Raw genomic sequence first — 23,873 nt, 5'->3', positions numbered from 1 at the left:
GTTTGCACCATAGTTAGGGTGCGCAGGCACGCGAAACAGACAGGACCATTCAGATGAAGATGAACCCGTTGGGCCGTACCGGTATGTCGGTGTCCGAGCTTTGCCTTGGGACAATGACCTTTGGAACCCAAACTGACACCGCAGACTCTCACGCCCAGATCGACATGGCGCTGGCGGCTGGGATCAATTTTGTCGACACCGCCGAAATGTACCCCGTCAATCCGGTCTCCCCGGAAACCCAGGGGCGCAGCGAGGAAATTGTCGGCCAGTGGTTCGCGCGCACCGGACGCCGGTCTGACGTGATTTTGGCGACCAAGCATTCGGGCATGGGCCTGAAACATGTGCGCGACGGCGCGCCAATCACGTCGCAATCCATTCCCGAAGCAATTGACGGATCGCTGAAGCGCCTGAAAACCGATTATATCGACCTGTATCAGTTCCACTGGCCCAACCGTGGGTCATATATGTTCCGCCAGAACTGGAATTTTGACCCGTCAAAGCAATCCTACAGCGACACAATTGCGCATATGCAGGACGCGCTGGGCGCGTTGCAGCGCGAAGTTGACAAGGGGCGTATCCGTGCGTTTGGCCTGTCAAATGAAAGCGCGTGGGGCACGTCCCAGTGGGCGCGGCTTGCCGAGGCTGGACACGGTCCCCGTGTGGCGTCTGTTCAGAACGAATATTCATTACTTTGCCGTTTGTATGATACCGATATGGCCGAAGTGAGCATCAACGAAGACGTTGGTTTGCTTGCATTTTCCCCGTTGGCAGCCGGTTTGCTGACGGGCAAATACCAGAATGGCGCGGTGCCGGAAGGGTCGCGCAAATCCATCGTCGACAATCTGGGCGGACGGGTGTCTCCACGTATCTTTGAAGTGATCGATGTGTACCTTGCAATTGCGGCGCGTCATGGGCTGGACCCGGTGCATATGGCTTTGGCCTTTACCTTGCAGCGCCCATTTTTGTGCAGCTCCATTTTCGGTGCAACCCGACTGGGTCAGCTGGAACATATCCTGAAAATGGCGGATCAGCGACTAAGCGACGAAGTGTTGAAAGAGATAAATGAGGTGCACAGAGCGCATCCGATGCCATACTAGAATTGCTTTGGTGGCACATGTTCTGACTTTGCCGTAAGTGGGGTGTTGAATGTCATCGCTCAGGGCCGCTTTGGCGCGGTTGAGCAACGCAGTTTAGGCAGGAGAGATTATGCAGGAAGAGGTCATTGCAGTCGTCGGTGCATCAGCACCACGTCGTTGGTTTGGCATTCTGGTGATGGGCGCCCTTGGTGGGTTGCTGATCTATCTGGGGCTGTCCACGGCACCCGCGTTGCAATGGCAGGTTTTCCTGATTGGATTAGGTCTCGTTGCGCTTTGGCTGACTGATGCGACGCGCAAGGCCACAGAGTTTCAGATCGAATTGACGATGGAAGAATTGCGCAGCTCATCGGGTGAGGTGATCGCCACCCTTGATCAGATCGCACAAGTTGAACGCGGGACATTTGCGTTTAAACCATCCAACGGCTTTCTCATACGATTGAAAGAGCCCCGGTCGCGCAGATGGCAACCGGGGCTTTGGTGGTGTTTGGGACGCCGGATTGGTATCGGCGGCGTTACGGCCGGTTCGCAATCAAAGGCGATGGCTCAGATATTGCAGGTGGTCCTGCATGAAAAAAATCAGGACGACCAGGCCAGTTGAGGCGCAAAGCGTGGGCGCGAGAACACAAACGTGTCCACGTCGATTGTGCCCAGACCAACATCGATCGGCGGATCGTATTTTCCAAAGGTCTGCACAACAATCAGACGTTCGCCATTGACCAGAACAGGCAGGTGGCCTGTCATATTCTGTAGTCCGAGATCATCCAGCCCGTCATCCAGTCCGGTGCCGTGCGACCAATCCAGAAAATACTCGTCGTCAATGTCACTGTAGGACACGACGCTAACGCGCAGCGACGATACGGAATCCAGTGTCGAGATCGACTTGAACAAGCCAAGCGCATTGTCCAGATAATCCTGATCAACCGCAGCCGTTTCGCGTGACAGCAGGTCCGATACTGTAAAGGCGGCTTTTTCCGACGTGGACCGGGTCTGGTACATGTCAAAGAACACAGCCATGGCCATAAAGGCCCAGAACAGCATCGGCAGAACAATCGCGGCTTCGACTGCAACCGTGCCTTTGGTGTCGTCGCGGAAGCGTTTTAAAAAGTGGCTTAGGGTACACAACATATTCGGTTACCTCGGTTCCTGCACAAAGGCGGTTGATGCGATCAGCGAGTAGTCACCCGCAGAGTCGACGTCAAAGGTTGCGCCCAGACCAGTGGTCGGGAACAGCGGTTCAACCTTGGCGCACACACGCAACACCATCAGTTCGTTTTCCGCTCCGGAAGCAAAGGTGGTCACGGGCTGGACGTCTTCAGAGCGGTTGGTGCACACGGTTTCCGAGGGCACACCAGTCCACTCGCGCAGGCTTAGCGTGATCATCTCGAGCTTCAGATTGTTGGAACAGTCCGGGATCATAGCGGCGTGTTCGCAGACTTCGTCGCGGATCGTGTCATGGGCGAAATCTGTCCCGGTGGACAGGCGAATATCGCGCACGACCAAATCCAGCCCTCGTTCCAGAAATGCGTAGCGCATTGTCAGGATACCAAGCTCGATTGCGGAGAGCATGATGATGAACAGAAATGGAACCATAATTGCGAACTCGATGGTCGCGTGGCCCTCTTCGTCCCGCTTAAAGCGAGAGAAGAATGATTTTTTACGCATGCTCATTGGGTCAACCTCAGCTGTCTTATCGACGTTGCAATGGCCGCAAAGGCATCCTGGATTTCCAGCCCGTTAACGTCAAAGTAGTGGCTGTCCGAGCTGGCGCAGTCTTGCAGAATGGCCTGACCGTCTGCGGGTGCCTCAAAGCCAATGGTAAAGACGATAATTCCTTCGGCCTTGGCGGCATCGCAGATGTTCTCGGTCCGGGTGTTCTTGGCCGAGTTTCCATACGAGCCCTGAACGCCATCATCCCAGTCTGCGCGCGCATCGTCCCGACCCATCCAGGGGGCATAAAGCTGATCTGCGACCCAACGGGGAGACGTGTAGGCCCACAAATCCGGATAGCTTACAACTGCGGCTACGCCGGGTTCGTCAATCTGAGTGGTTTCCACGACGTCGACCCAGCGATAGCGGCGGCAAGACCCATTCCGTTTGTAAGAGCTGCACTCAAGTTCCTGCCCAACGACCTCTTCGGATTCGTATGTTCCATTGCCCCAGGGGTGGTCATACCAGCCCTCTTGCCACTGACCATCCGGATCCCAATGGCCCGGCCAGTAGAACAACGGTTCATCAGTTATGTCGTCATCGTCTTCGTCATCTTCATCCTGACCAACGTAGACGGAATAGATTTCTTCCTGTTCATTCCACCAGACGTTAGAGGGACCATCGCGAAAGTCATCCTGAATGTAGTATTGTGATGTATTCTGACCATCGGTCATGAGCACAATCACCTTCAGCGATTCAGCTTCGGCATGTGAATAGGGACGCCCCTCGAAAGAGTCCGGAATGTCTCCGTTTGCGATCATTTCGGTTACGGCAGGCTGCAGGTCGGGGTCCAGCAACGCAGTGCCCCATTTCATGCCGATATCAATGGACGTATTTCCACCGCCCCACATTGCACTGATAAAGTTTTGCAGCTCTGTGACATCGTCCTGCAAAACGATCATTTCGCGGTTGTCCTGCAATTCACAGACCGGGTCGCCGCTGTTGTCGCTTGAGTGCCCGGTGGGGTAGCTTGGGTCATTGTCGCGATAGTCATGTTCGTTCCACGGATCAAAATGCATGGTCCGCTCAAACCCTTCGGTTGTGGAGATGCCGGTTTCGTTGAAATCGGAAGCGGTGAAGTCAATGCAGTTTGAATAGGAGTGTTCGTCTGACACATTAAGTTCAGCGAACAATTCATCCGGGCCTGACACCTGTGTGGCGTAGGGAACAATGGATATCGAAAGCGTTCCGTCTTCGGTATTTTCGTCCATTGTTTCGACAAAGTCATTGGCGGCGATTTTCAGGTTGGCCAGGCGTGAATTGCTGTTCATCGAACCCGATACGTCGAGTACCATCGAAATTTCGATATTGCCGATCCGTTCGATGGCAGCACCTGATGCAGGCGCAGTGAGCGTGTCCACACCAACAAGGCGCATAAACATCGTGTCATGCGTGGTTGTCGCCGAAGCTTCGACCTGACGATAATTCAGACCATCCGTGACAACCACAGTGCTGAGGAAGTCCGACATGCCGGCCTTTTCGAAATAGTCTTCGACAACCTCTTGTGGATCGCGTGTCTGATCGAGATCGGCCGCTGCGAGAATGGCCCGGTCCAGTGTGTGTTGAAGTCGGGTGCGTTTCATTTCTGAATACATAACATCGATACCGACGCCGCCGATCATCAGAATGATCATGAACAAAAATACTGCAAAACCGACGATCACGCCGTCTTCTTCCTTCCAGAATTGACGAAGCCAGGGCATGTTCTGCCCATCTGTCCGGTTCTGCCCGTTTCGCAGAAAGTCGTTTTCGAGCTTTCGCATTATCCCGTCCCTCATTTTGACGCATCAGTCCCTGACATGCCCGAGGATCGGACACTTTGCGCCACCGTCATTTGTCGTTTAGGAATTGGGCCAAAGTTGGGCAAAACAACGCTGTAACGAGGGTAAACGTGGGGAAATTGGGTTTAGGCTGACACAGTTCCCGACAGTCTTGATCCCGGATCGCGCTTTGTTTCGGTGGTCGAAACAACAATGACAAAAATGCCCTTTTTTTAATCAGTACTCGTCATTCGCCGCAAAACACGCTTAGAGTTTGAGAATTGGATTTGCGGCGAGGAGTCGCAGACCAGAGCTTGTCAGGAGGATAACGATGAGCGCGATAAAAGAGCCGAGTTTTCGCGAAAGTGTTGATTTGATGTTTAACCGGGCAGTGGCCTTAATGGACCTGCCACCGGGATTAGAAGAAAAAATACGGGTTTGTAATGCGACTTATACAGTTCGGTTCGGCGTACGACTGCGCGGGAAAATGCAGACATTTACCGGATACAGGTCTGTGCATTCCGAGCACATGGAGCCCGTCAAGGGCGGCATTCGATTTGCACCCTCCGTCAACCAGAACGAAGTGGAAGCTTTGGCGGCGTTGATGACCTATAAATGCGCGCTGGTCGAGGCTCCGTTTGGGGGATCCAAAGGCGGGTTGTGTATTAACCCCCGCGATTTTGACGAGCACGAGTTGGAGATGATTACGCGCCGGTTTGCCTATGAACTGGCCAAGCGGGACCTGATCCATCCAAGTCAGAACGTTCCGGCGCCCGATATGGGCACAGGCGAGCGTGAGATGGCGTGGATCGCAGACCAATATGCCCGGATGAACACAACGGATATCAACGCAAAAGCCTGTGTGACGGGTAAACCGCTGAACGCCGGTGGGATTTCCGGTCGGGTCGAAGCAACAGGTCGCGGTGTTCAATACGCGTTGCGCGAATTTTTCCGCGATCCGCGGGATGTGGCTAAGGCCAATCTGACCGGGACGTTGGATGGCAAACGCATCATTGTACAGGGGCTAGGCAACGTGGGATATCACGCTGCGAAATTCCTGAGCGATGAGGATGGCGCGACGATTATTGGGATCATCGAACGTGATGGCGCCTTGTTCAATCCGGACGGCCTGGACGTGGATGCGGTGCATCAGTGGCTGACAAAGCATGGCGGCGTGACCGGATATCCGGACGCAACCCACACAGCCGAAGGCGGTGCGGTTCTGGAGGAAGAATGCGATATTCTGATCCCGGCGGCTTTGGAAGGGGTGATTAACCTGTCCAACGCCAAGAACATCAAGGCGCCGCTGATCATCGAGGCTGCGAACGGGCCTGTGACGGCGGGGGCGGATGACGTGCTGCGCGAGAAGGGCACCGTGATCATTCCAGATATGTATGCCAATGCGGGCGGTGTGACCGTGTCCTATTTCGAGTGGGTCAAAAACCTGAGTCACATTCGATTTGGGCGCATGCAGCGACGTCAGGAAGAAGCGCGTCACCAGCTGGTCATAGATGAGCTGGAGCGGTTGGATCGATACCTTGGAGATGCCTGGTCGATGACACCGGCCTTCAAGGATAAGTATCTTCGCGGTGCGGATGAGCTGGAACTGGTGCGTTCCGGGCTGGATGATACGATGCGCATCGCCTATCAATCGATGCGGGAAGTCTGGCATGACCGGGCGGATGTCGAGGACCTGCGGACGGCAGCCTATCTTGTGTCGATTAACAAAGTGGCGGCCAGCTATCGGGCGAAGGGACTGTAAATGACAGACGGCGCGACTTTGGATTTGAAATGCAGATGCGGTTCGTTTCGCGCCGAAATTAAGGATGCGAGCCCTGAAACGGGCTCGCATTTGGTATGTTACTGCAAGGATTGCCAGGCATTTGCGAGGTTCCTGAAGGCCGAAGAACTGTTAAAGCCCAGAGGGGGAACCGGCCTTTTTCAAACCGTTCCGTCCAGGGTGCAGATTTTGCAGGGCAAAGAACATCTGGCCTGTTTGCGGCTGTCTCCTAAGGGGCCATTGCGGTGGTATGCGTCTTGCTGTGACACGCCGGTCTGCAACACATTGAGCAGTCGAAAGCTGGCTTTTGCCGGGTTTATGACGCCAAATTTTGAAGGTGACAACGTTGCCGAAACGGTTGGTCCGGTTGTTGCCGTGGTTCATACGCAAGGGGCCGGAGTGGGGCCCGGGGACCTGCAAAATCGCGGGTTTCTGAAAGTGAGCTGGCAGATATTGCGCCGCCATTTTGGGGAATTGCTGTCAGGCAGGCTGAGCAAGACACCATTCTTTGACGCGGACGGCCAGCCAACTGCCGCACCCCGTATGTTGACCCTTGAGGAACGCAAAGCCGCGACGCCTGAATAAGCGACGTTTTGGCACTGCATATCAGCGACAACGAACTGTTTGTTCGCAGGCAGGCAAATTCATTTTCATCCAAATTTCAATTCTGCGCGTAGTGGATTTAAATGCTTAACAAAGCATCTAGCGGCGGGAATTAGGACAAGATGATAAAAACGGTAAATCGATATGTGGGTTTGGTTGCGGCCAGTATGGTTTTGAGCGGCCAAGCGGCAGCTCAGCAGCCCACAGGTTGGACGCCTTTGATCGACGGGTTGGCGGTATTTCAGTCAGACGCAGACCTGAGCGGCGGCGGGTCCTTTTCAGCCAACCGTCAGTTCTTGCGAGGCGGCGCGCTGTATCGCAATCCCGAGGGCGCGTCGTTTGGCGTGCTGCTCAGCTATGGGCAATTGTCCTATGATTTCGCAGTGCCAGCTGCGGCGCCATGGGGCGATGTGCGCGACATTCGCTTGTCCGCCCCCATTCGGTTTTCAGCGGGAGGGAATGCCAATGTCTTCATCGCTCCGTCTTTGCGCTGGGATTACGAAGATGACGCAAGCATGTCCGACGGGTTCACCTATGGCGTATTTGCCGGGGTCAGCTGGCGGGTGTCTGAAAGTCTGAAAATTGGACCGGCTTTTGGTGTATTTTCGGGTCTGGGTAACGACGATTTTGAAGCGTTCCCGGCGTTGTTGGTGGATTGGGATATTAGCAGTCGCTGGAACCTGAGTACCGGTACAGGGCTGGGCGCTTCTCAGGGGCCGGGTGTTTCGTTGAGCTTTCAGGCCAACGACAAAACCAAAGTGTCGTTTGTTACGCGGTCCGAGCGGACTCGGTTTAGGTTGGACAATTCCGGTATAGCTCCGGGCGGAGTGGGCGAGGATTCGAGCATTCCCGTGGTTTTGTCAGTTGAGTACAAGCCAAATCCGGCAATGTCGTTCAGTGCCTTTGCCGGTGCCGAATTTGATGGCAGGTTGGAATTAGAAAGCACAACTGGTGCGACGGTCAGTTCGCAAACATATGAAACGGCCCCGATTGCCGGTCTGAGTTTCCGGGTGGTTTTCTAGACTAAGCCCAAAAACGCCGGGAAAAATAGTGCAGGATTTTTCCTCTCGGTCGCGGGCAGACCTGCATTTGTCGATTTCGATCTGGTTTTTTCTGCGCCGGTGGGGTCTGATCATCCCAAGTGGGTGGAATGATGACCGGGGGACGCGATGCGCTTTTCAGGCTGGAAGGTATTCAGTGAGGGGCTGACCGGCAATAAGGGCTGGCAAGCGCATTGGCGCGACGCGCAGCCCAAGGCGGAATATGATCTGGTGATCATCGGTGGCGGTGGGCACGGATTGTCGACCGCTTATTATCTGGCCAAAAACCATGGCATCACCAATGTGGCGGTTCTGGAAAAGGGCTATCTGGGCGGTGGTAACATCGGGCGCAATACGACAATTGTGCGTGCGAACTATTTTCTTCAGGGCAATTCCGAGTTTTATTCGCATTCGCTGAAGCTGTGGGAAGGTCTGGAACAAGACCTGAATTACAATGTGATGCATTCCCAGCGCGGGCTGATCAACCTGTTCCATTCAGATGGTCAACGCGATGCTTTTGCGCGGCGCGGCAATATGATGGTCAATCAGGGCGATGATGCGTTTCTGCTGGACCGCGAAGGCGTGCGCAAGCATTTACCCTATCTGGATTTCGAGCAAACCCGGTTTCCGATCTATGGCGGTTTGTATCATCCGCGCGGTGGCACCGCGCGTCATGATGCCGTGGCGTGGGGCTATGCGCGCGGGGCGTCGGATCGCGGTGTTGATCTGGTGCAAAACTGCGAAGTCACCGGCATCAACATCGAAAATGGCGTTGTCAAAGGTGTGCAGACCTCAAAAGGACCAATCCGGGCCAAGAAAGTCGCGATTATCGTGGCCGGACGATCCGGGCAGGTGGCAGCAATGGCCGGCCGCCGGTTGCCGATTGAAAGCCATGTCTTGCAGGCCTTTGTGACCGAAGGGCTGAAGCCCGTGATCGATCATGTCGTCAGTTTTGGCATGGGGCATTTCTATATCAGCCAGTCCGACAAGGGTGGTTTGGTGTTTGGCGGGGATCTGGATTTCTATGCCTCTTACGCCCAACGCGGCAATTTGCCGATGAAGGAACATGTGATGGAGGCGGGCATGACGCTGATGCCGATGATCGGCAAGGCAAAGGTGTTGCGCAGCTGGGGCGGGATCATGGATATGACGCCGGATGGCAGCCCGATCATCGACAAAATGGATGGGGTAGATGGGCTCTATATTGATTGCGGCTGGAACTATGGGGGGTTCAAGGCGGTGCCCGCATCCGGGTGGTGCATGGCGCATTTGATGGCGACAAACACGCCACATGACGCGGCCGCGAAATACCGGCTCGACCGGTTCCGCACCGGTGTGGGGATCATGGATGAAGAGGGCACCGGCTCTCAGCACAATCTGCATTAAAGGAGAGAGCAATGACGCGATTTACCAAACTTGCAGGCATCTGCGCCGCAACAGCGGCTCTGGCGGCCAGCCCGGTTTTGGGTGCAGGCCCGGATGCGGGATGTTACCAGCGCGCGTATACACCTCAGCACCTTGCCAAATACCCGGCGCAGATTGTCGAACGGATCACCATGGACGTTCACCGGGATATCAATGGCGACAAGGTTGCCAGTCTGTGGGTTGATCTGGCCAGTCAGGGGCATGTGGGGCGCACTAAGTTTGCCGGGCAACGCGTGTCACAGTTTCTGTTTTGTTATGACCAGCAGGGGCAGAGCTTTTGCGGTGTGGAATGTGACGGTGGTGGATTTGTCGTGACCAAGCAAAGCGGAACAAGTCTGACGTTTCGGACCGATTATCTGATGGTTGGCGACACGGACGAATGTGGCGGTGCGGTTGATTTGGCCGAAGTTCAGGGACAAGACGTGTCTTATCGGTTGGATCGCGTGAATGCGTCGATCTGTGCGGCGCGATAGGGAGAAGCAGAGATGAGGATCACCTGTCCCAATTGCGGCGTGCGTGACCGGCGTGAGTTTTATTATATGGGCGATGCCGTGGCATTGAACCGGCCCGACCCCGAAGAAAGCGATGTCGTGTGGGACGACTATGTGCACAATCGCGACAACCCGGCCGGAGAGACCCGTGATCTTTGGTATCACGAGGGCGGGTGTGCGGCGTGGGTTGTTGTCACCCGCAGCACAGTGACCCATGAGATTTTTCAGACCGAGTTGGCCTCGGATGTGAAAGGCGCGCAGCCATGAGGATACCGGGCAAAGGGCGAGTCGACCGGTCGCAGACTGTTTCGTTCCGCTTTGATGGGCGAACATTTGAGGGGTTTCAGGGCGATACGCTGGCCTCGGCCCTGTTGGCCAATGATGTGCGGCTGGTGGCGCGGTCGTTCAAGTATCATCGTCCGCGCGGCGTTATGGGGGCGGGCAGCGAAGAGGCCAACGCGCTGATGACCATTGGGCGTGGCGCGGCGCAGGATCCGAATGTGCGCGCCACCGTTCAGGAGATATTCGACGGGTTAGAAGCGCAGTCACAAAACCGCTGGCCCAGTCTGGATGTGGACCTTTTGTCTGTTAATGATCTGGCGGCGCCGTTCCTGGGGGCCGGGTTTTATTACAAGACGTTCATGTGGCCCAAGGCGTTTTGGGAAAAGGTGTATGAGCCAATTATCCGGCGCTCTGCCGGTTTGGGGGCGTTGAGCCAAGAGCATAACCCGGACACTTATGAAAAGGCGTTTGCGTTTTGTGATTTGCTGGTGATCGGTGCGGGGCCTGCCGGGTTGATGGCTGCCCTGGTGGCCGGGCGCGCGGGTGCTGATGTTATCCTCGCGGACGAAGATCATCTGATGGGCGGGCGTCTGAACAGTGAGGTCGAAGACGTGGGTGGCATGTCCGCCGCGGATTGGGCGGCTGAGGCGGTGGCCGAATTGGCGGCGATGCCCAATGTGCGCCTGATGACACGCACAACGGTGACCGGGGTTTATGATCAGGGCACATATGGCGCGATGGAGCGGGTGTCTCAGCATTTGTCCGATCCTGCCGGGCGTCCAGTGGAGTGTTTCTGGCGCATTGTGGCGCAGCGGTCGATCCTGTGCGCTGGGGCGATTGAACGCCCCGTCGCGTTTCGCAACAATGACCGCCCGGGCATCATGACAGCCAGCGCCGTGCGCACCTATCTGAACCGGTATGGCGTGGCACCCGGGCGGCGGGTCACGGTGTTTGGCAATAATGACGACGCGCACCGCACCGCGCGCGATCTGGCGGCGGCGGGCGTGCACATTGCGGCTGTGATCGACAGTCGGCGCGACGTGCCCGAAGGCGGGGATTACCCGGTCTTTCGCGGCGCTGAAGTCTGCAATACGTCGGGGCGCAAAGGGCTGGAAACCGTGTCGTTTCGCACTGTGAGTGGCGAGGACAAGGTCGAGACCGATTGTCTGGCGATGTCTGGCGGATGGAACCCGACGTTGCATCTGACCTGTCACATGAACGGACGCCCCGCATGGGATGAGCGTATTCAGTCTTTTGTGCCGGTGGAGGGTATGGTGCCGGGCTTAAGCACGGCTGGTGCGTGCAATGGTACGTTTTCGACGCATGGCGCGCTGAGCGAAGGTGCGGCGGCGGCCGCGCGCGCGCTGGACGCGCTGGGCGTGAAGGCGGGCAAGACCGAACTGCCGCAGGCCGATGATGCACCCTATCGCATGGCACCGCTTTGGGCGGTGGGTGGCAAAGGGCGCGCTTGGCTGGATTTCCAGAACGACGTGACGGTCAAGGACGTGAAACAGGCCGCACGAGAGAATTTCGCCAGCGTTGAACATATGAAACGCTATACCACGCAAGGCATGAGCCCGGATCAAGGCAAGAATTCGAACGTTGCTGCGCTGGCTGTGCTGGCCGATGCAACAGGGCGCGGTATCCCGGAAACTGGCACCACCACATTCCGCCCGCCCTTTAGTCCGGTGTCGATTGCGTCATTAGGCGCGGGCGCGCAGGGGGTTGGATTTGCGCCGCAACGGTTCACCACGAGCCATGCCGCCAGCATTGAGCGCGGCGCGCCGATGATTGAGGCAGGGTTGTGGTATCGCCCCAGCTATTTCCCGGCACAAGGTGAAAAGACATGGCGGCAAAGCTGTGACCGCGAGGTCAATCTGGTGCGCAATGCGGTGGGCGTATGTGACGTGTCGACCCTGGGCAAGATCGACATTCAGGGGTCTGACGCGGGGGCGTTTCTGGACTTTGTCTATTGCAACATGTTCTCGACGCTTAAGGTTGGGCGCACGCGGTATGGTCTGATGCTGCGCGAAGATGGCACCGTGATGGATGATGGTACAACGGCGCGTCTGGGCGAAACGCATTACGTGATGACCACCACCACGGCGGCCGCAGGTTCGGTGATGCGGCATCTGGAATATGTGCATCAGTGTCTGTGCCCGCAAATGGATGTGTCATTGATTTCGGTTACAGAACAATGGGCGCAATTTGCTGTTGCCGGACCCAAGGCCCGTGACATGCTGAACGGGCTGGTCGATCAGGAGATCAGCAATGAAAGCTGGCCGTTTATGGGTTGTGGCGCGGTCACGGTGCAGGGTGTCAAGGGACGCCTGTTCCGGATTTCGTTCAGCGGAGAGCATGCCTATGAGATCGCAGTGCCATCGCGGTTTGGCGCCAGTCTTTTCCGTTTGCTGACTGCGCGGGCCGAAGCGATGGGCGGCGGGCTGTATGGTATGGAAGCGTTGAACGTGCTGCGGATCGAGAAAGGTTTCATCACCCATTCTGAAATTCACGGACGCGTCACGGCATTTGACATTGCCATGGACCGGATGGTGAGCCAGAAAAAGGACTGTGTGGGCAAGACCATGAGCGAACGTCCCGGGTTGTCCGGGGCCGAGCGTGAACAGCTTGTCGGGTTGAAACCGGTGGGGGCCGTCAAACAGTTGACCGCAGGGGCGCATTTGTTTGAAGCGGACGCCGAGGCGACCCGCGAAAATGCCCAGGGCTACACCACGTCAGTTGGTTTTTCCCCAACGTTGGAGAGCTTTTTGGGCCTGGGTTTTTTGCGCAATGGACGTGCGCGCCATGGTGAAGAGATCATGATGGTGGATCATCTGCGGCAGGTGACGACACGTTGTGCGGTGTGTGATCCGGTATTCTTTGACCCCGAAGGAGGGCGCGTGCGTGGCTGAATTGATTGCAAAATCGCCCTGTGACGGGATGCTGCCGCTGGAGATCGGACAAACGGTGCTGAGCGAGGTACCAATGTCGGTCATGACCTCGCTGGCAGCGCGGCGCGGGAAAGAAGCCGCGCTGGCCGGGGCGTTAAAGGCCGCGCATGAGATGGCGTTGCCCGGTGTGAACCGGGCCACGGGTAAAGACGGTGCGCGCGCGATCTGGTTTGGGCAGGGACAGGTGATGCTGATCGGGCCGGAGCCGGATGCGCGCTTGGCAGATCACGCCGCCCTGAGCGATCAATCGGATGCCTGGGCCGTAGTGAAGCTTGAAGGGAGCGACGCCGAAGCCGTTTTGGCGCGGCTGGTGCCGCTGGACCTGCGACAGGTCACGTTCAAGCGCGGGCACAGCGCGCGCACGATGCTGCAACATATGACCATTTCGATCACGCGGATTGGTGATGCAAGCTTTCAGATCATGACGTTTCGATCCATGGCCAAAACGCTTGTTCACGAATTGGAGACCGCGATGAAAGGGGTTGCGGCGCGCGCCTCATCCTGACATCAACAGGTGCAGTTGATCCCAACACAAGGACGTCGCAATGCGTTTTCTGCCAGTCATTTCTCTTGTTCTTGCCACATCCGCTGGCGTTGCACCCGCTTATGCCGCAAGTAAGAAAGCAGAATGCGAAGCGCAGGCCGCGATTGTGACGCGCGCGACCGAACTGCGTTTGGAACGCACAAGCGAGAAAAAAGCGCTGGAACTGATGACGTCGGGCGAAGACGAGGCCGTAGCTGAGAAATATCTTGGGGCGGTGCCTGCGATTGTCGACTGGATCTATAGCGATCTAAAGCGCAAAGAACTTAAGCTGGACCCGGGCAAAGCCTATCTAGACACCTGCCTTGCCCAGTGACTGGACAGGGCGCCTAAGCGCGCCCATATTTTCTGAATGAGCCTGCCGCCCGGATTCCTGGATGAATTGCGCAGCCGCACCAGCCTGTCTCAGGTGGTGGGGCGCAAAGTCATGTGGGATGCGCGCAAGTCCAATCAGGGCAAAGGTGACATGTGGGCGCCGTGTCCGTTTCACCATGAAAAGACGGCGTCGTTTCACGTCGATGACCGCAAGGGGTATTATTATTGCTTTGGCTGTCATGCCAAGGGCGATGCAATTTCCTTTGTGCGCGAAACCGAAAATGTAGAATTCATGGAAGCGATCCGCATTCTGGCCGAAGAGGCCGGTATGCAGATGCCAGAACGCGATCCGCGGGCCCGTGAAAAAGCCGACCGGCATACCCAGCTGGCCGAAGTTATGGAAATGGCGGTGCAGCATTTTCAGCTGATGTTGAAGACCGGGCAGGGCACCGCCGCGCGTGAGTATCTGGAGCGGCGCGGATTGGATGGGGCGGCACGCGACCGGTTTGACATCGGCTTTGCACCGGATGGCTGGCAGGGGCTGTGGGACCATCTGGTTGGCAAAGACGTTGCGCCTGATCTGATTTTGGGTGCCGGACTGGCCAAACCGTCGACCAAGGGTGGCAAGCCTTATGACACGTTTCGCAACCGGATCATGTTTCCGATCCGGGATGCCCGCGGGCGCTGTATCGCCTTTGGCGGGCGGGCAATGGACCCGAATGACAATGCCAAATACCTGAACTCGCCGGAAACCGACCTGTTTGATAAGGGGCGTAGTCTTTACAACCACGGCCCGGCGCGTGAGGCGGCCGGCAAGGGACAGCCGCTGGTGGTGGCCGAAGGGTATATGGATGTGATCGCGCTGGTTGAGGCGGGGTTTGGCGCGTCTGTGGCGCCGCTGGGCACGGCGATCACGGAAAACCAGTTGCAACTGATGTGGCGTGTCGCGGACGAGCCGATCATTGCGCTGGATGGTGATACCGCCGGATTGCGCGCGGCCATGCGGGTGATTGATACGGCTTTGCCCATGTTAGAGGCCGGTAAAAGCCTGCGCTTTGCAATAATGCCCGAGGGTCAGGACCCGGACGATCTTATTCGCGCCAAGGGACCGGCAGCGGTGCAAAGGGTGTTGGACCACGCCCTACCGATGGTGCAGCTGCTGTGGCAGCGTGAGATCGAGGGTAAAATCTTTGACAGCCCGGAACGTAAGGCCGCACTGGACAAGACGTTGCGTGAAAAGATCAAATTGATCCAGGATCCGTCGATCCGGGCGCATTACGGTCAGGCGATGAAGGAACTGCGCTGGGATCTGTTCCGCCCGCAACGCAGTAGTGGCGGTGGGAAGCGTGGCAAATGGCAGTCCCAGCCGAAGGTTCAGACAAACACCAAGGCCTCAATTCTGGCGGCCAGCGAAGGCCCGGTTGAACATCGCATGCGCGAGGCGGTGGTTCTGAGTGTGGCTTTGATGACACCGGAATTGCTGGATGATTTTGAGTATGCCATTGAAACCATGGAGTGTCTGGATGCAGATAATGCCCTGATCCGGGACGTTTTGATGCGATATGCCAACACTCCGGACCCCAGGGCGCAAGTCGAAGCGGCTTTGGGTGTGGATGCTGTTGAAAAACTGTTGCGCCATCCCTATGTCGCCATCACCCCTGCGGTTCGACACCCTGGCGACGTGGATATCGCACGTCTGACGCTGACCGAGGAACTGGCTAAGCTCAAGACCGAACGGGGGCTGACTGCGGAGATTGCTGAAGCCGAAGAAGACCTCTTGGGTGTTGCTGACGAGGCTGTTACGTGGCGGCTGAGTCAGGCTGCCGAAGCCCGCAACAACGCCATGCGCAGCCGCCACGAAGATGCGGGTGATTACGAGGTGGGCGCCAATGGCGCCCCGATAGACAAGGACGAACGGGCGGCGCTGGATGCGTTGACCGAGAAGATAGATTTCACCAGAGGCGGGAAACCGCGGCGCTGATAGCGCGTTTTGGTGAGGAACAGGTAAAGAAATCAAGGTAAACAGGGTTGCGAATCACCTCGTCGCAATATTGATTCGTTTTACGCGAATCACCCTAAGCCCGAATTTGCAGGAGCATCCGAATGGCCGCCAAAGACAACGACGACCAGAAGCCAGCCGATCAGGACGCAGAAATTTCTCTCGATATGAGCCAGGCCGCCGTCAAAAAGATGATCGGCGAAGCGCGGGAAAAGGGTTACATAACCTATGACCAGCTGAACCAGGTGTTGCCGCCGGATCAGGTCAGTTCCGAACAAATCGAAGACGTGATGTCGATGCTGTCGGAAATGGGCATCAACATTATCGAAGACGAAGAAGAAGAAGAAGAACAGAAATCCACCGCCGTGGTCGACACATCGTCGGCCAATCGCGGCGTGACGCTGGCGTCGGGCACGTCGGAAAAACTGGACCGAACCGATGATCCGGTGCGCATGTATCTGCGCGAAATGGGATCTGTCGAGCTTTTGAGCCGCGAAGGCGAGATCGCGATTGCCAAACGGATCGAGGCCGGACGCAATACGATGATTGCTGGGCTCTGCGAAAGCCCGCTGACGTTTCAGGCGATCACCATCTGGCGCGACGAATTGCTGTCAGAAGAGATTTTGCTGCGCGACGTGATCGATCTGGAAACCACATTTGGCAACCAGATGGGCGAAGAAGAAGAAGAGGAAGAGCCGGTTGTTGAGGCGGCCAACGTCACAACCGCGCCCAAGGCAGAAGCCGAACAGGAATTGGATGCCGATGGCAATCCGATTGCCAAAGAAGACGATGACGACGAAGACGAACAGGCCAATATGTCACTGGCCGCAATGGAAGCTGCGCTGAAGCCGCGGGTTTTGGAAACGCTGGATATCATTGCGCGTGACTTTACATTGTTGGCTGAAATGCAGGACGCCCGGATTTCTGCGACGCTGAACGAAGATGACAGCTTTTCAAACACAGAAGAAGAAACGTATCAGAAGCTGCGGTCTGAGATCGTTGAACTGGTGAATGAACTTCACCTGCACAACAACCGGATTGAGGCGCTGATTGACCAGCTCTACGGCATCAACCGTCGTGTGATGCAGATCGACTCGGCCATGGTTAAGCTGGCCGATCAGGCCCGCATCAACCGCCGCGAGTTTATCGAAGCCTATCGCGGTCGCGAACTTGACCCGACATGGCTGGAAGATATGTCTCAGAAACCGGGACGTGGCTGGCAGATGTTTATGGAACGCTCGGTCGACAAGGTTTCAGAGTTGCGCAACGATATGGCGCAGGTTGGTCAGTATGTTGGTCTGGATATTCCCGAATTTCGCCGCATCGTACAGCAGGTTCAAAAAGGCGAGAAAGAAGCCCGTCAGGCCAAGAAAGAAATGGTCGAAGCCAACCTGCGTCTCGTGATCTCGATTGCCAAGAAATACACCAACCGTGGTTTGCAGTTCCTTGACCTTATTCAGGAAGGGAACATCGGTCTGATGAAGGCCGTGGACAAGTTTGAATATCGCCGCGGTTACAAATTTTCGACCTACGCCACATGGTGGATTCGTCAGGCGATCACCCGGTCGATTGCGGATCAAGCGCGCACCATTCGTATTCCGGTGCATATGATCGAAACGATCAACAAGTTGGTGCGGACGGGTCGCCAGATGCTGCACGAAATTGGCCGCGAACCAACACCAGAAGAATTGGCCGAAAAGCTGCAGATGCCGCTGGAAAAAGTGCGCAAGGTGATGAAAATCGCCAAAGAGCCGATTTCTTTGGAAACGCCGATTGGCGACGAGGAAGATTCGCAGCTTGGTGATTTCATCGAAGACAAGAATGCCGTGCTGCCGCTGGACAGCGCCATTCAGGAAAACCTGAAAGAAACAACGACACGGGTTTTGGCATCGCTCACTCCGCGCGAAGAACGTGTTCTGCGCATGCGGTTCGGCATTGGTATGAACACCGACCATACGCTGGAAGAAGTGGGCCAGCAATTCAGCGTGACCCGCGAGCGTATTCGTCAGATCGAAGCCAAAGCGCTGCGCAAGCTCAAACACCCAAGCCGTAGCCGAAAGTTACGCAGCTTTCTTGATCAGTGATTTTAATTGAAACGATGTAAAGAGCGCCTTACGCAAGGCGCTCTTTGACTTTTTGGTGTAAGCTCTTACCATTAGGGTACCTGCAATATCGGCAGGCGTTGAAGGCAGAGATTAAAATGAAACGTATATTGATAGGTCTGGCCCTGTTGGCGGCTGCCTGCACCGATTCAGCAGGTGGCAATTCCAGTGGCTTCAGAACATTTACCGGCGTTCGCGTGAATCCGATAAATGAGGCGGTCTTTGAAGTTATTCCCATTCCGGCCAGCGTCGAGGAACAGTTTTGGTGCGGGGCTGGTGAATATGCGCGCCGCGTGCTGGGCGCGCCTCAGAATGCGCAAGTTTACGTCGTCAGCGGCGTTGGTCCAGGTCTGACAATGCAAACGAAATCAGCGGCACAGTTTTCGCTGAGCCCGCAAGCCTCCGGGGCTTCGGGAGTGCAGGGCACCTGGGGTCCGAGACTGGGCGACAACAAGTTCGTTGGTGACGCCAGTAGAAAATGTAACCGCGATCCCAATCGGTTTACGCCGTAACGTGTAATGCACATTGCGAATTGCCCCTGCCTTTTTAGGCGGGGTTGGCGGTACGCAAATGGCCAGGTTGTGATGATCCGTGCGCATGCGTGGGGTTTTCGGGCAGCGCGCGGGTTTGTAGTGTTGGTTTAGATCATGGGGGCGATGTTCCCCCAAAGTGTCGGAGCGGCAAACATGAAACGTGCACTATTGGTATCAGCATTGGTCGTTGCAGGATGCAGCGAAACAAGTGCTGGCGGCTTTGTCACCCGGACAGGTGTGCGTGTCGTTCCGGTGAACGATATGGTGTTTGAAGTGGGCGCGCGGCCCGGTGAAACCATGAACGCGGATTTCTGGTGCGGCGCAGGGGACTATGCGCGCCGCGTTTTGGGCGCAGGTGATCGAGACCGGGTTTATGTGGTCAGCGAAGCCGGGCAGGGCGCTGTTATTCAGGGTAATTCCACCGCACAGTTTTCGCTGTCGCCGCCTGCGCAAACGCAGGGGGCGCTTGGCAATGTAAGTCACTGGGGGCCGAAAATCGGAAACCAGACAACCGTGGTCGAAGCGCGTCTGAAATGCCGCACGCATCGCAGCGAGAATAACTAAGGTGGCGCACCGGAATGGTCGTCTGTTACGACGTGCAGGTTTTGATGAGTCGTGTGATTGGAGAGAATGATGATCCGTAGAGTTTTTAAACCGGTTGCCATTGCGATGCTGGTGATTGCCGCGACTCAGGCGGTTGCCTTTCGGTCTGTGAATAACCAGAAAGTGACCCCAATCAACCAGTATGAATTTGAAGTTCTGGGACAACCGGGAAGTCGTAAAAATGATTTTTGGTGCGCGATTGGTGATTTCTTTTTCCGTCAGCGAGCGCCTTGGCAGACACGCATCTACGTTAAAACGGGCATTGGCCAGGGCGTGACCGAACGCTCGAACAATGCAGTTGTGTTTACGCTGGACCCAGAGGCGTCCGGTGTGGAGATTTACACCAGCAACCTGATACTCAACGAGCTGGTAGAGGGGCGTGGGCGCAGCCTGACAGCCTCATATGACGAATGTGACAGATACCTGCTGCGGTATTTTTGATCAGTTCAAAAATGGCTCAGACACGGTTTCAAATTTCAACGTCCGGTCCCGGACTGTATGAGTTCACGTCGGTTGTGGCCGATTGGGTTGCGGCCCGATCCTTGGATGGTTTGCTAACGTTGTTTGTGCAGCACACGTCGTGCAGTCTGGTGGTGCAGGAAAACGCTGACCCCGAAGTTCAGGACGATTTACAGGCTTTTTATCACCGGTTGGTGCCACCCACGAGCGATCCGTCGATGTCCTATCTGCGCCACACCTATGAAGGGCCGGATGACATGCCCGCCCACATCAAAGCCGCGATGCTGCCGGTGTCGCTGTCCATTCCGGTGCAAAGCGGGCGCATGGTGTTGGGCACGTGGCAGGGGATTTACCTGTTCGAACACAGAAATGCGCCGCACAGCCGGCGGGTGGCGGCGCATTTTTCTGCATGAATTGAAGGCTTGGAAGGGCCTTTGAATATCATATAGGTGGACCTGGCAAAAAAGGAACAGGGGAAATCCGTCAAATTTTTCCCCTTTGGCCTATGTTGCGGTGTGAATTGCCCTCTACCCAAAGACTTGTAGCTGGCCTATGGTACCTGTGGATAAGTGGGGGCAAACCCCCACGCGCGGCAGAAACCACACGGACTTGGGACAGGGGGAAAGCCTATGCGCTGCCCGTTTTGCGGAAATATCGATACTCAGGTAAAAGATTCGCGCCCGGCAGAGGATCACGTTTCGATCCGCCGGCGTCGTTTTTGTCCTGCATGCGGCGGACGGTTTACCACGTATGAACGGGTGCAATTGCGTGACCTCGTGGTGGTTAAGTCCAATGGGCGACGCGAAGATTTTGACCGGGACAAGCTGGAACGCTCGATCCGAATTTCCATGCAAAAACGCCCGGTTGACCCTGAACGCATCGATCAGATGATCTCGGGCATTGTGCGCCGCTTAGAAAGCATGGGCGAGACGGACATTCAGTCAAAAACCATCGGTGAGATTGTGATGGAAGCTTTGGCGCGGATTGATACCGTCGCCTATGTGCGATTTGCCAGCGTATATAAAAACTTTCAGGCGGCGGATGATTTTGATAAATTCGTCAGTGAATTGCGACCCGAACCGCAACCTGAGGAATAAAACTGACTGACATTCGGTATATGGCGTTGGCCCTTCAACTGGGGCGGCGCGGTCAAGGACGTTGTTGGCCAAACCCTGCGGTGGGCTGTGTCATTGTGCAAAATGGTCAGATTGTCGGGCGTGGCTGGACGCAGCCGGGCGGGCGCCCGCATGCCGAACCTGTGGCGCTGGCGCAAGCGGGTGATCGGGCGCGCGGGGCAACCGCCTATGTCACATTGGAACCATGTGCGCATCACGGACAAACCCCACCTTGTGCAGAGGCATTGATTGCGGCCCGGGTTGCGCGTGTGGTTGTGGCTGTGGAAGACAGCGATGCCCGCGTTGCCGGGCGCGGATTGGACATGTTGCGCGCTGCCGGGATTGAGGTGGTCACGGGTGTTTTGGCTGATGAGGCCGCGCGTGATTTGCAGGGGTTCTTTCTGAAAACCGATCTGGGCCGTCCGTTTTTGACATTAAAGCTGGCGGCAAGTCTGGATGGGCGTATTGCAACCGCCACCGGGGAAAGCCAGTGGATCACCGGATCCGAAGCGCGCCGCCATGTGCATGGTATGCGTATGCGCCATGACGCTGTTATGGTGGGCGGCGGAACAGCCCGCGCGGATGATCCGTCATTGACGGTGCGTGGTTTGGGTGTCGATCACCAACCGGTGCGGGTGGTCGTGTCGCGCAGGCTGGATATGCCATTGATGAGCAATCTGGCCCGCACCGCGCGCGACATACCGGTATGGGTGGCACACGGGCCAGACGCGGATCCGAATTTGCTGCGGATATGGCAGGATATCGGGGCAGAATTGCTTCCCTGTGCGCTTGAAGGCGCGCATGTGTCCCCGGCGTCTGTTCTGAACGCGCTTGGGGCCAAAGGCATTACCCGGGTGTTTTGTGAAGGCGGGGGCGCGTTGGCGGCATCATTGCTAAGCGCGGATCTGGTGGATGAGCTGGTGACGTTTTCAGCGGGCATTGTTCTGGGCGCCGAAGGTTTCCCGGCGATTGGGTCTATGGGTGTGGAGCGACTGGCGGCAGCGCCAAGATTTCAGCGGGTTTTGCAGCGTCCGTTGGGCGATGACATGATGTCCGTCTGGCATCGCGAAGAAACGCATTAACGCCAGAGTGAACGATAGCTGGCAAAAGTGCCCTGAAGTTTGGACAGCAACCGGTTGAAGGTTCCCGGGTGCGGGATGTCGCCGGTGGCCAGCCGGTCGATGGCCCGTTCAACCGGGCAAGGCAGACCGCTGACGGGATCAAAGTAGCGCGGATAGTCGATCAGGGTGGCATGCACCAATCCGGCAAGATCAGGCTGTGCACTGCGCCTGTCAGGCGTGGTGCCGCGATCATCGGTCAGCCCCCAGCCCGCATAAAACGGCGCGCCAAACGTGACCACACGGCACCCGCGCAACAGGGCTTCGAACCCGGTCAGAGAGGTCATGGTCCAGACCTCGTCCACCTGTTCCAAAAGGGCCGCCATATCGGCGTGGTCCAGAACCATGTCGGCCAGATCAAGGGCGTCGGAAACGATGCCTTGTCGCAGGCCTGCTTCGACGTCAGGGTGGGGTTTATAGAGGATACGTGCGTCCGGGTTGGCGGCGCGCACAGCTTGTAAAAGGTCCCGGTTGGTCTTGACGGTGTCTGTGCCTGTCAGGATCGACGCGTCGTCTTCGACCTGACCGGGCACCAGAATGCGGCGGCCTTCAGGCAGATCGAAATGTTGTCCGCCCAGATTGTATTTGCTGAGGTGCAGTTTACGTAGCCGTGAAACAAGTGTTTCCGCGCGCAGGCGTTGATCCGGGCGCAGGGTGGCGCGTTGGGTGATCAGGCGCTCCAGCCGGCTTTCCTGAGAGGGGTCATAATAGATACCCAGATCGTCGCAAACCAACGACAGGGGTGGCACCAGTTCCGCACCAAGTCCGCGCGAACGCAGAAAGCCATCTTCGACACGAACGGCATTTTCGGGGCCGGGTTTGCTGGCCCAGACCATGTCGGGGCGCGTGTCTGAGGGTTTGTCGAACACCAAAGGTTTGACACTGCCAAACACCTTTTGCAGCGGTTTGCGTTTCCAAAGCCGCATGCCATGCGCGTTCCATCCATGCCGGTCTTCACGCCATGCACGGGTGAGGGCTTCAAACTGGTTAATGGCCTCTTCGAGCGTGCAAAGCTGATCGCGGCACGGATCATACCATTTGGGATAGAGGATCATCGCGGCCGCAAAAAGCTGTGCCCTTGTCAGGATGCGTTCGCGGCGCGGCACAGGAAATTCATCCAGCGTCAGCCCCCAGCCCGCATAAAACGGCTGGCCAAAAATGCGCGGTTTATGTCCCGCAAAAATGGCCTCGAACCCCATTTGTGAGGACACAGAATAGACGCCAACCGCACCCTCGAACAAGGTCCATGGGCTGATCGGATCGGGACACAGAGAGACGCGATGATTGACGTCGTCGGTGCCGTAATACCCGGACCGTTCACCATGCCGGGTTTCGGGGTGGGTTTTGATCACCACAGGGCATCCGGGGTGTTCTTCCTGTGCCATGACCAGCATTTCACGGAACTGCGCATGATCGGCTTTGCTGGCCCGCACGGACGCGTCGCCGCGGGTTTGGTCGATCACCAGCACATACCCCGGCGGCGGGGGCGCAAGGGTATCCTCGACCCCGGAATATTTGGTCAGATGGGCCTCGCGAAGGCGCTCAATCGCGGCGCGGGCACGGTTGAGCAGCGCGCTGTCGTCCAGCGGATGCGTGGTCAGAAGCATCTCGAGGTCAGACGGGACCGTGGGGTCAAAATGCGGGGATTTGTGGTCGATGAACAGCCCCAGAGGCGGCTCTTTGGCGACGCGACCGGGATGTACAGAGCGCAGAAACGCGTCTTCTACGTAAACCGGGGGCGCGCCAGTTTTTTCCACCATCGCCAGACCGCGATGTGCGGTAGGGCTTTGACCCCAGATGGCAATCAGATCGTCGGATGTCGGGCGGCCAAAACGTATGTCATAGCCTGACAGGCTTAGAATGCGGCGCAGGCGGCGCTGAAAAAAGAAACCGCCGTTGAATGCATAAAGCCGCCGAGACGGTTCGGTCCCGGCGGCTTGCGTGGTCATGTC

Annotated in this window: 23 protein-coding genes; 19 read left to right on the top strand and 4 right to left on the bottom strand. The window is 56.8% G+C overall.

Features of this window, described 5'->3' with window-relative positions; translation table 11 throughout:
- Nucleotides 1-53 precede the first annotated feature (53 nt).
- Both ABJI08_RS17890 and ABJI08_RS17885 read left to right on the top strand, forming a co-directional pair.
- The gene (locus tag ABJI08_RS17890; RefSeq protein ID WP_348403217.1) at nucleotides 54-1,097 is read left to right on the top strand and encodes an aldo/keto reductase; all 1,044 of its coding nucleotides are present in this window, start codon (nucleotides 54-56) and stop codon (nucleotides 1,095-1,097) included.
- Nucleotides 1,098-1,206: 109 nt separating this feature from the next.
- Entirely contained in the window at nucleotides 1,207-1,695 is a 489-nt protein-coding gene (locus ABJI08_RS17885; RefSeq protein ID WP_348403216.1) for a hypothetical protein, read from the top strand.
- Here ABJI08_RS17885 and ABJI08_RS17880 read toward each other — a convergent pair.
- The 3 genes from ABJI08_RS17880 to ABJI08_RS17870 are packed head-to-tail and all read right to left on the bottom strand — an operon-like array spanning nucleotide 1,674 to nucleotide 4,507.
- Entirely contained in the window at nucleotides 1,674-2,222 is a 549-nt protein-coding gene (locus tag ABJI08_RS17880) for a pilus assembly protein (protein WP_348403215.1), read from the bottom strand. The two genes, ABJI08_RS17885 and ABJI08_RS17880, sit on opposite strands and share 22 nt — an antisense overlap.
- Before the next feature lie 6 nt (nucleotides 2,223-2,228).
- A complete protein-coding gene (locus tag ABJI08_RS17875; protein WP_348403214.1) occupies nucleotides 2,229-2,765 on the bottom strand; it encodes a TadE/TadG family type IV pilus assembly protein in 537 nt (178 codons plus the stop codon).
- Nucleotides 2,762-4,507: a TadE/TadG family type IV pilus assembly protein gene (locus tag ABJI08_RS17870; protein ID WP_348403213.1), complete on the bottom strand. Its 1,746-nt coding sequence runs from the start codon at nucleotides 4,505-4,507 to the stop codon at nucleotides 2,762-2,764. Before ABJI08_RS17870 ends, ABJI08_RS17875 begins: the two co-directional genes overlap by 4 nt.
- A gap of 388 nt (nucleotides 4,508-4,895) precedes the next feature.
- Between ABJI08_RS17870 and ABJI08_RS17865 the strand changes: the two genes are divergently transcribed.
- From ABJI08_RS17865 to ribD, 17 genes are all read left to right on the top strand, one after another.
- Nucleotides 4,896-6,326: a Glu/Leu/Phe/Val dehydrogenase gene (locus tag ABJI08_RS17865; protein ID WP_348403212.1), complete on the top strand. Its 1,431-nt coding sequence runs from the start codon at nucleotides 4,896-4,898 to the stop codon at nucleotides 6,324-6,326.
- The gene (locus tag ABJI08_RS17860; RefSeq protein ID WP_348403211.1) at nucleotides 6,327-6,929 is read left to right on the top strand and encodes a DUF6151 family protein; all 603 of its coding nucleotides are present in this window, start codon (nucleotides 6,327-6,329) and stop codon (nucleotides 6,927-6,929) included.
- A gap of 140 nt (nucleotides 6,930-7,069) precedes the next feature.
- Complete coding sequence (locus tag ABJI08_RS17855) at nucleotides 7,070-7,969, top strand: hypothetical protein (RefSeq protein WP_348403210.1); 900 nt, start codon at nucleotides 7,070-7,072, stop codon at nucleotides 7,967-7,969.
- Nucleotides 7,970-8,116: 147 nt separating this feature from the next.
- Entirely contained in the window at nucleotides 8,117-9,373 is a 1,257-nt protein-coding gene (locus ABJI08_RS17850) for a sarcosine oxidase subunit beta family protein (protein WP_348403209.1), read from the top strand.
- 11 nt (nucleotides 9,374-9,384) lie between these two features.
- A complete protein-coding gene (locus tag ABJI08_RS17845; protein WP_348403208.1) occupies nucleotides 9,385-9,885 on the top strand; it encodes a hypothetical protein in 501 nt (166 codons plus the stop codon).
- Nucleotides 9,886-9,897: 12 nt separating this feature from the next.
- Entirely contained in the window at nucleotides 9,898-10,170 is a 273-nt protein-coding gene (locus tag ABJI08_RS17840) for a sarcosine oxidase subunit delta (protein ID WP_348403207.1), read from the top strand.
- Complete coding sequence (locus ABJI08_RS17835) at nucleotides 10,167-13,097, top strand: sarcosine oxidase subunit alpha family protein (protein ID WP_348403206.1); 2,931 nt, start codon at nucleotides 10,167-10,169, stop codon at nucleotides 13,095-13,097. The genes ABJI08_RS17840 and ABJI08_RS17835 overlap by 4 nt, the downstream gene beginning before the upstream one ends.
- Nucleotides 13,090-13,641 carry a sarcosine oxidase subunit gamma gene (locus ABJI08_RS17830; protein ID WP_348403205.1) on the top strand — a complete coding sequence of 184 codons (552 nt, stop codon included), beginning with the start codon at nucleotides 13,090-13,092 and terminating at the stop codon, nucleotides 13,639-13,641. The genes ABJI08_RS17835 and ABJI08_RS17830 overlap by 8 nt, the downstream gene beginning before the upstream one ends.
- Before the next feature lie 40 nt (nucleotides 13,642-13,681).
- Entirely contained in the window at nucleotides 13,682-13,993 is a 312-nt protein-coding gene (locus tag ABJI08_RS17825) for a hypothetical protein (protein WP_348403204.1), read from the top strand.
- Between the two features lie 36 nt (nucleotides 13,994-14,029).
- Nucleotides 14,030-15,973 carry a DNA primase gene (gene dnaG / locus ABJI08_RS17820; protein ID WP_348403203.1) on the top strand — a complete coding sequence of 648 codons (1,944 nt, stop codon included), beginning with the start codon at nucleotides 14,030-14,032 and terminating at the stop codon, nucleotides 15,971-15,973.
- A gap of 122 nt (nucleotides 15,974-16,095) precedes the next feature.
- The gene (gene rpoD / locus ABJI08_RS17815; RefSeq protein ID WP_348403202.1) at nucleotides 16,096-18,075 is read left to right on the top strand and encodes an RNA polymerase sigma factor RpoD; all 1,980 of its coding nucleotides are present in this window, start codon (nucleotides 16,096-16,098) and stop codon (nucleotides 18,073-18,075) included.
- A 116-nt stretch (nucleotides 18,076-18,191) separates the two neighbouring features.
- On the top strand, nucleotides 18,192-18,605 hold the full coding sequence (locus ABJI08_RS17810; RefSeq protein ID WP_348403201.1) for a hypothetical protein: 414 nt from the start codon (nucleotides 18,192-18,194) through the stop codon (nucleotides 18,603-18,605).
- A gap of 174 nt (nucleotides 18,606-18,779) precedes the next feature.
- A complete protein-coding gene (locus ABJI08_RS17805) occupies nucleotides 18,780-19,190 on the top strand; it encodes a hypothetical protein (protein WP_348403200.1) in 411 nt (136 codons plus the stop codon).
- Between the two features lie 69 nt (nucleotides 19,191-19,259).
- Nucleotides 19,260-19,670 (top strand): hypothetical protein, encoded by a 411-nt coding sequence (locus ABJI08_RS17800; protein WP_348403199.1) that lies wholly within the window; start codon nucleotides 19,260-19,262, stop codon nucleotides 19,668-19,670.
- A gap of 11 nt (nucleotides 19,671-19,681) precedes the next feature.
- Nucleotides 19,682-20,101 (top strand): secondary thiamine-phosphate synthase enzyme YjbQ, encoded by a 420-nt coding sequence (locus ABJI08_RS17795; RefSeq protein ID WP_348403198.1) that lies wholly within the window; start codon nucleotides 19,682-19,684, stop codon nucleotides 20,099-20,101.
- A gap of 216 nt (nucleotides 20,102-20,317) precedes the next feature.
- A complete protein-coding gene (gene nrdR, locus ABJI08_RS17790) occupies nucleotides 20,318-20,785 on the top strand; it encodes a transcriptional regulator NrdR (protein ID WP_348403197.1) in 468 nt (155 codons plus the stop codon).
- A gap of 20 nt (nucleotides 20,786-20,805) precedes the next feature.
- A complete protein-coding gene (ribD, locus tag ABJI08_RS17785) occupies nucleotides 20,806-21,885 on the top strand; it encodes a bifunctional diaminohydroxyphosphoribosylaminopyrimidine deaminase/5-amino-6-(5-phosphoribosylamino)uracil reductase RibD (RefSeq protein ID WP_348403196.1) in 1,080 nt (359 codons plus the stop codon).
- Here ribD and ABJI08_RS17780 read toward each other — a convergent pair.
- On the bottom strand, nucleotides 21,882-23,870 hold the full coding sequence (locus ABJI08_RS17780) for a capsular polysaccharide biosynthesis protein (RefSeq protein WP_348403195.1): 1,989 nt from the start codon (nucleotides 23,868-23,870) through the stop codon (nucleotides 21,882-21,884). The genes ribD and ABJI08_RS17780 overlap by 4 nt on opposite strands.
- Nucleotides 23,871-23,873: the final 3 nt, after the last annotated feature.

Source organism: Shimia sp. (assembly GCF_039969785.1).
Taxonomy (GTDB): domain Bacteria; phylum Pseudomonadota; class Alphaproteobacteria; order Rhodobacterales; family Rhodobacteraceae; genus Shimia.
Note: the sequence above shows the minus strand (reverse complement) of the source record. Positions and strands in the feature narration are given on the sequence as shown.